The sequence below is a fragment of the Burkholderia sp. Tr-20390 genome (assembly GCF_017104595.1).
Lineage (GTDB): Bacteria > Pseudomonadota > Gammaproteobacteria > Burkholderiales > Burkholderiaceae > Burkholderia.
The window spans coordinates 1-8,110 of record NZ_JAAGPC010000279.1 but is presented as its reverse complement, the minus strand read 5'-3'; the positions used below and the strand labels follow the sequence as shown (position 1 = coordinate 8,110).

The window sequence follows — 8,110 nt, the reverse complement described above, 5'->3', positions numbered from 1 at the left end:
ATCACGGCGACCAGCAGGCAGTCGAGCGGGCGGGGGGCGGCCGGCACGTGGGCGAGCGCCGTGCCGCGCCAGTTGCTGAACGCGTGGGCGAGTGGCGAGAGGCCGGACACGAATGAGCGGTCGCATGCGACATGCGCGATGCGCTTGAGTCTGACCGCGAACGATTGAAGAAACATGACGCTGCCTCCGTCCGGTCCGGCGCGGGCCGGACGACGTGGTCGAGCGCGGGCGCATGACGCGGCCTGCGATCGGAGGGTGGAACGTAATGGAGCGTGCAACGGACGAACCGGCGATGACCGGCCCGGAAGGAAGCGCGCTAACCCGACGAATGCGAGCTAGCGGCGAAAGACATGCGTCTGGCTGCTATCTCGCGATGGCTTGGCCGGCCTGGACCGGCATCGAACTGCAACTAGAGCATGTGTCCACGGAGGGACTCCCTTGATGAATTGCGGCGGATTGTATGCGCGTCGTTTGCTGCAGCGCAAGTAAAAAACGCATAAAAATGGCGCACGTTGCGCGGGCACTTCGGCGGCCCGTTCCGGCACGGGACGGGCAATGGATCGACAACGAAGGGGCGCGACCGGACGGGGTGCCGCGTTGTTCATACGCATCGATCCCCGGCTGCACCGTATGCGCTGAAAGGTTGCGCCACGTGTTTTCAAGGGCAATTCTTTCAGTGATGTGACGCGGGAAATTTATTTCGAGAAATGGGGTTTGGAGGGGTTGACTTCACTTTTGGGCGGTCCATAGAATCCGGCATCTTCACTCTTGGGGCCGCCGCCTTGGACGCCTGCAGTAGTCGATCTTCGAACGAAATTTCCGCCTGAGCGACCGACGTCCGCGCCTCATCGAAGCCGCCGTTTGTCTCCCAGGCAAACGGTGCGCGCAGCAGTACTCCGCAGCAAATTCCTACGTGCACCCTGATTCGCGCCGGTTAGCGTGATGCGTTTTCGCATGCGCCCGCCGGTTTCACCGCCGCCTGGCAGGCGGCCGCGTTCGCGCACGCCTTTCGTCGGCTCGCGAATCCCGGCCCGCCCGTCTGGCGGCGGTCAACCGTGTTCTCCGGAACACCGCACAGGAGCCGCCATGAACGACAGTGACAGTTGTCCCTTATGCCCGTTACACGCACAGACCCTTTTGAACCCGGGTCGCAGGGACAATCCGGCCGACTAGCCTGACACGTCGTTCAGGCCCCGGACTGGCCCCGCGCCCCACACGCGGCCGGCAGCCTGCCGTCGCCGCACGGAGCCAGATCATGAACTTCGGCCTACTGCTGTCGAATCTCCCGCACGTCACGGAATCGCGCAACCACTACGACGCGATGCTGATGCTCGACGCCCGTCCTCGGGTGTTCTCCCGCCTGTTGAACCAGCTGAAAGCGTTGATCCGCTGAATGACGCACCGAGCGCGTCTCGGCATGCGCACGTGCAACTGCCCGAGGGCAGGCGCCACGTGCGCATTCCAAGACCACACGCTCATCGCATCGAATAACCATTAGCCGTACGGAACACATCATGTCCACGCCATCCAACGTTTCTCCACCGATCGCCGTCGAACGCAGCGCCGTGCTCGACGAAGCCCACCTGGGCGACATCCGCGGTGCGCTTGGTACGATCGCGCATCACGACACCGGCTCGCGCGGCACGTGGTGGGCGCGCCTGCGCACGCTGCTCGCGATCATCGGCCCGGGCCTCATCGTGATGGTCGGCGACAACGACGCCGGCGCATTCGGCACCTACACGCAGGCCGGCCAGAACTACGGCACGACGCTGCTGTGGACGCTGCTGCTGCTCGTGCCCGTGCTGTACGTGAACCAGGAAATGGTGCTGCGCCTCGGCGCGGTCACGGGTGTCGGCCACGCGCGCCTGATCTTCGAACGCTTCGGCAAGTTCTGGGGCGCGTTCAGCGTGATCGACCTGTTCCTGCTCAATGCGCTCACCATCGTCACCGAGTTCATCGGCATCACGTTCGTGCTGGATTTCTTCGGGCTGCCGAAGGTGGCCGGTGTGTGCGTGGCCGCGGCGTTGACCATGGCCGCGGTGAGTACAGGCGACTTCAGGCGCTTCGAGCGGTTCGCGATCGGGCTGTGCGTGCTGAGCCTGCTGCTCGTGCCGGTGCTCGTGTCGATCCATCCGCCCGTCGCGCAGATGTCGCGCGATTTCTTCGTGCCGAACTGGCCCGCGCACGCGAAGCTGTCGGACGTGATGCTGCTCGTGATCGGCATCGTCGGCACGACGGTGGCACCATGGCAGCTGTTCTTCCAGCAGAGCTACGTGATCGACAAGCGCATCACGCCGCGCTTCATGAAGTATGAAAAGGCCGACCTGTGGATCGGTATCGTATTCGTGCTGATCGGCGCGGTCGCGATGATCGGGTTCAGCGCCGCGCTGTTCAACGGGCATCCGGAAGCCGGCAACTTCACCGATGCGGGCGGCATCATCGCCGGCCTCGAGAAGTATGCGGGCCGCACGAGCGCGACGCTGTTCGCGGTGGCGCTGCTCGACGCGTGCATCATCGGCGCGGCGGCCGTATCGCTGTCGACGGCCTATGCGATCGGCGACGTGTTCAAGATCCGCCACTCGCTGCACCGCGGCGTGTCCGATGCGAAGGGCTTCTATCTCGTGTATTTCGGCATCGTCGCGGCCGCGGCCACGCTCGTGCTGATCCCGGGCAGCCCGCTTGGCCTGCTGACCGAAGCCGTGCAGACGCTCGCGGGCGTGCTGCTGCCGAGCGCGACGGTGTTCCTGCTGGTGCTGTGCAACGACCGCCAGGTGCTCGGCCCGTGGGTCAACTCGACGAAGCTCAATGTGTTCACCGGCGCGGTGATCTGGGTGCTCGTGCTGCTGTCGATCATCCTCACGGCATCGGTGATGTATCCGGATATCAGCGGCGAAGCGATCGTCGACGTGCTGGTCGGCGGCACCGTGCTCGCGATCACGGGCTATATCGCCACGGTATTGATCCGCCGCAACAAGCGCGTGGTCGAGCCGGCCGTCGATCGCTCGTTGCGCGACACGTGGCGCATGCCGCCGCTCGACACGCTCGAGCCGCAGAACATGACGGTCGTGACGCGAATCTGGATGGCCGTGCTGCGCGGCTATCTCGTGATCGCGGTCGGTCTCGTGATCGTCAAGGTGGTGCAGATGACGCTGCTGAAGTAACGCAGGCCGTCTTCCAGGAAGCGGCGCCGGACCCGGCACCGCGCCGCAACCCGCACATGCCGGCCTCCGTGGCCGGCATGTGCGTTTACGCGTCCGCTTGCGACAGGCCGCGCACGCCGCGCACGCCGCGCGACCGTCAGATCAGCTCGAGCTTCGACGTCAGGTACGTAAGCTGGATCCGGTTCGCGACGCCGAAGCGCTTGCGCAGCTTGCGCAGGTGATAGTCGACGTTGTGCGCGCTGGTATCGAGGCGCCGGCCGATCTCCTTGTCGGAGGCGCCTTCGGCGATGCCGAGCAGCAGCTCCTGCTCGAACGGCGTGAGCCCGTTCACCGCGCGTTCGCGCGACGTCGAGATCAGCTGCGGCGACGCGAACTTGTGCACCGACAGCCCGATCGACAGCGCCTGCTCGATCGTCGCCGGCGTGATCCATTCGCGCGTGCGGCGCGGCGCGGTGAAGCTCATGAACGCATGCAGCCGCGTGCCGGGCACGGCCATCGAATACATGATGCCGCTGCACATTCCGTCGTCGTGCATCGTCTGCAGGAAGCCGTCGAGCGCGGCCGGCGTCGCGCGCGGGCCGTCGTCGCGCTCGCGGTGTTCGCGGCGCAACTGCTGCAGGTCCCACACGATCGGCATGTTGCACACGCGCGCGCCGAGCGTGCGCGGATCGATGTCGTGATGGTTGTGCCGCACGTAGTCGCCGCGATAGGTGGCCGGCGTGAAGGCTTCGTGCAGGTAGAGACTTTCGACGAGCTCGTGCGCGAATTCGAGCGCGAAGTACGCGAACGTCGAGAAGCCCGTCAGGTGCAGCAGGCTCGCGACGATGCGGCTGCGCTCGGCCGTGCTCTGCGCGTGCGCGAGCGTATCGGCGACGCCGAGCTTCGGCGCGTGCGGCTGCGTGAGCTCGCCGCGCTTCACGTCGTCGCACCAGACGACCTGCACGGGGCGCTCCCGCAGCATGTCCGGGCACGCGTTCAACCCGTGCGTCGGGCGGGGAAAGGTTGGGGCGACCGCTTCTTCATGCAATGCAATATCGGACATGTGCCATCCCTCGGAATCGACGCGCATCGCCTGGCGGCGGCCGTATCGTGTACGGCGTTCGTGGCGGTGCGATCGAGCATCGTGTGATATGCGCCGATCGTCATCCCTGACGAAACGCGGGGGCATTGTACAAAAATGCCTGTGTATGCGTAATATGCCGTAATACTAATGGCGGCGGAAGATTCCTATTCGCACGCCTATAACGAAGACCAGACAATCCATAAAGAAAAGACCAGATCGTGACGGGGCGCAGTTTCATATATTGGGAAAGGGCGGGCTCCTCATGACATATGCTGACGGCGCACCACGCGTCGAGTGGTTTTCGCAGGCCGATATCGCAACGACTGCGGCTTATTCGAATGAATATCAGGCAATTGGGCACGACGTTTTTACCGGCGCTCAAATTGAATCCGGTAAAACCGACCTTGCTCCGGTCGATTTCGCGCAATGCCATGCGCGCTTGCGGCAAATCGGTTTCAGTACGCTCGGTTATGGCGCTTTCGAAATGATCGGGCGGCGCATCCTGTGCGCGCATCTGCTGCGCGAACTCGCGCCCGCCACGTTCATGCAGCCGTTCATCGAAGGAATGCTCTACGAGAGCGACCCGCGGTTCGCGCAGGTGCGGCAGAGCGGCTTTCCGGTCGCGTGGCGGCTCGACGAGATCGAGGCGGCCGCGCAGGGCAGCGGCGACCGCAAGATGCTGGCGCTCGCCGGCCATCTGCGCGCGCATGCGATGAACAGCGGCGTGCTGTTCGGCTTGTCGGCGCCGCGTCTTGATTTGCGTGTCGCGGTGAACGTGACGTCGGAGACGCACGGCACCGAATGGATCGACGATCGCGTGATCGGCGGTGCGCTGTCGGTGAGCCTCGCGGTGCATCGTGTCGCGTTGCCGTTCCTCGAGGCACGCATCGCACGGATGCGCGGCTTCGCGCTCGGCGACGAGCAGCAGCAGGTGCTCGACCGGCTCGTGCACGGGCTGTCCGACCAGGAGATCGCGAGCGCGCTGCGCACGTCGCTGCACAAGGTCGGCCACCACATCCGCTCGCTCGAAAAACTCTTCAACGTGCAGAACCGCGCGCAGCTCGCGTATCTGGCGGCGCGCCGGATGCCGTCCTGACGCTGTCAGTTCCCCGTTTTCTCCGCGTGACCCGGTGACCGTCGCCGGCCCGCCCGTGGCCGGCCCGACGGGCCGTTTGCGACCGCGGCGCCGTCGCGATGCGCACGCGACGCTTGACAGCGTTTTTTTCGAGTGATTGAGACATTCACCTGTGAATTATTGCTGAATTATTTCTTCGTAATATGGCTCGACCGTCACGCCGGACGGCAGGCCGCGAGGTTGCGCCATGCGTGACGGAACTGGTCAACAGGGGCGGACAAATCAATGTGCGGAATCGACGGCTTTCTGAATAGCGTCGCCTTCGATGAGGAGACAGCGCGCGGCACGCTCGCGCGCATGACGGCAAGCCTCGCGCATCGCGGGCCGGACGGACAGGGGATCTGGGTCGATCCGGAAGCCGGCATCGCGCTCGGCCACCGGCGGCTCGCGATCGTCGACCTGTCGGTACACGGCCGACAGCCGATGGCATCCACGTGCGGCCGCTACGTCATGGTCTTCAATGGCGAAATCTACAACCATCGCGAACTGCGCGCGGAGCTCGAGCGCACGGGTCGCGCACCGGCGTGGCGTGGCCACTCCGACAGCGAGGTGCTGATCGCGGCGATCGTCGCGTGGGGTGTCGAGGCGACGTTGCGGCGCGCGACCGGCATGTTCGCGATCGCGCTGTGGAATCGCGAATCGCGGGTGCTGACGCTCGCGCGCGACCGGATCGGCGAGAAGCCGCTCTACTACGGCCGGATCGGCGACGCGCTCGTGTTCGCGTCCGAGCTGAAGGCGCTGCGCGGCTATCCGGGTTTCGACGGCGCGATCGATCGCGACGCACTGTGCCTGTACCTGCGCCAGTCGAGCGTGCCCGCACCGCACACGATCTATCGTGGCATCCGCAAGTTGCCGCCCGGCACGTATATCCAGTTCGAGCATGCGCGCGACACGCCGCGCCTGCGGGCGTACTGGACGCTCGATCAGGCGATCGAGGACGGTCGCGCGCGGCCGTTCGAGGGCAACGCCGACGAGGCCGTCGGCCAGCTCGACGCGGTCTTGCGCCAGGCCGTCGCGCGCCAGATGGAGGCCGACGTGCCGCTCGGCGCCTTCCTGTCGGGCGGCATCGATTCGTCGACGATCGTCGCGCTGATGCAGGCGCAATCGTCGACGCCGGTCGATACGTTCACGATCGGCTTCCATGAAGCCGGCTACGACGAAGCCGGGTATGCGAAGGCGGTTGCGCGTCATCTCGGCACGCGTCATACCGAGCTCTACGTCACGGCCGACCACGCGCTCGGCGTCGTGCCGAAGCTGCCGTCGATCTACGACGAACCGTTCTCCGATGCGTCGCAGATCCCGACCTTTCTCGTGTCCGAGCTGACGCGCCGGCACGTGAAGGTGAGCCTGTCCGGCGATGGCGGCGACGAGCTGTTCGGCGGCTATACACGCTACTTCCTGACGCCGCGCCTGTGGCGCAAGCTGCATCGTGTCCCCGGTGCCGTGCGCGCCCGGATCGCCGCCGCGCTGCATGCGTTGCGGCCCGATCATGCGGACCAGCTCGCGGCCGTCGCGCAGGGTGCGTGGGGCGGCGTGGAGGCACGCGAATCGGCCGCGCGCATCGGCGATCGCCTGCACAAGCTCGGCCACGTGATGACGGCCGAGAGCCGCATCGGGCTGTACCGGCTGCTGATGTCGTCGGTCCATCATCCGGAGCGCCTCGCGCTGTCGGGGCAGGAGCCGGCGACGCCGCTCGACACCGTATCCGCGTGGCCCGCGCACCTGAGCTTCGCCGAGCAGGCGATGGCGATCGATACGCTCACGTACCTGCCGACCGACATCCTCGCGAAAGTCGATCGCGCGGCGATGGCCGTGAGCCTCGAAACGCGCATGCCGTTCCTCGATCATCACGTCGTCGAATTCGCGTGGCGCGTGCCGGCGGCGGTGCGTTTGCCGGAAGGGCAATCGAAGGCGCTGCTGCGCCGGCTGCTCGACCGGTACGTGCCGTCCGCGCTGATCGACCGGCCGAAGCAGGGTTTCTGCGCGCCCGTCGATCACTGGCTGCGCGGCTCGCTGCGGGATTGGGCCGAGGCGCTGCTGCGGCCGTCGCGGTTGCGCGAGGAAGGCTTCTTCGATGCGGCCGCGGTCGAGCGCCTGTGGCGGCAGCACGTGACCGGGCGGATGAACTGGCAGCACCAGTTGTGGACGGTGCTGATGTTCCAGGCGTGGCTGGAGGCGCAGCGCGCCGCATAAGGCGGCGCACTGCGCATCGTCACTCGTCGAGGCAGCGCATGCAGCGCTGCTTCGCGGCGTTCGAGTGCAGGCCGCGGCACATCGTCATCACGGGCCGCGCATGGCACGAAGGCGGATCGGCGGACGCCGCGGGCGACGCCTGCCGGCGTGCGCGCTCGGGCGGGGTGGTCGCGGCGGCATCCATCCGTCGCTGGCGTGCGGGCGGCGTGTCGCGCCCGGCGCTGCCCTCATCGGGATTGCCGGACGTCATCGACGCGACGTGCAGCGTGTCGTCGCTGGCGGCATGCGCAACGGGTGGCGGCGTGGCGCACACGAGCGCAACCAGCGCATACAGGCAGGCGACAACGGTTCGCGAAGCGCGCATCTTCATGGTCATTCCGTTCGTTCCGGGGCCGGCGGCGCGGAGGGCGCGCGGCTGCTGCGTCGATTGTAGGGACGACGAAGGCCGCGTGTCACGCCGGAATCCGTCGTCACGGGCATGGACGGTGGCATGGGCGGCGATGGACGCAGCGGGCGCGACGAAGCGTGACGCGCGAGGACGTTCGGCTGCCGGCGCGA

At 66.4% G+C, this 8,110-nt stretch carries 5 protein-coding genes and 1 pseudogene; 4 read left to right on the top strand and 2 right to left on the bottom strand.

The annotated features are described in order from the left end of the window. The first annotated feature begins 1,255 nt into the window (after positions 1–1,255). Positions 1,256–1,393 (top strand): hypothetical protein, encoded by a 138-nt coding sequence (locus G3N98_RS37075; RefSeq protein WP_175019155.1) that lies wholly within the window; start codon positions 1,256–1,258, stop codon positions 1,391–1,393. 121 nt (positions 1,394–1,514) lie between these two features. Further along, a complete protein-coding gene (locus tag G3N98_RS37070) occupies positions 1,515–3,161 on the top strand; it encodes an Nramp family divalent metal transporter (RefSeq protein ID WP_089427047.1) in 1,647 nt (548 codons plus the stop codon). 136 nt (positions 3,162–3,297) lie between these two features. Here G3N98_RS37070 and G3N98_RS37065 read toward each other — a convergent pair whose 3' ends face one another. Next, positions 3,298–4,203, bottom strand: coding sequence for a LuxR family transcriptional regulator (locus G3N98_RS37065; RefSeq protein ID WP_206150901.1), 906 nt, complete (start codon positions 4,201–4,203; stop codon positions 3,298–3,300). A 283-nt stretch (positions 4,204–4,486) separates the two neighbouring features. Between G3N98_RS37065 and G3N98_RS37060 the strand changes: the two genes are divergently transcribed. Both G3N98_RS37060 and asnB read left to right on the top strand, forming a co-directional pair. Continuing rightward, entirely contained in the window at positions 4,487–5,320 is an 834-nt protein-coding gene (locus tag G3N98_RS37060; protein ID WP_206150900.1) for an autoinducer binding domain-containing protein, read from the top strand. Positions 5,321–5,584: 264 nt separating this feature from the next. Continuing rightward, positions 5,585–7,552, top strand: coding sequence for an asparagine synthase (glutamine-hydrolyzing) (asnB, locus tag G3N98_RS37055; protein ID WP_206150899.1), 1,968 nt, complete (start codon positions 5,585–5,587; stop codon positions 7,550–7,552). Between the two features lie 19 nt (positions 7,553–7,571). Here asnB and G3N98_RS37050 read toward each other — a convergent pair. Further along, positions 7,572–7,766: pseudogene (locus G3N98_RS37050) on the bottom strand (lytic transglycosylase); the annotation flags it as partial. Positions 7,767–8,110: the final 344 nt, after the last annotated feature.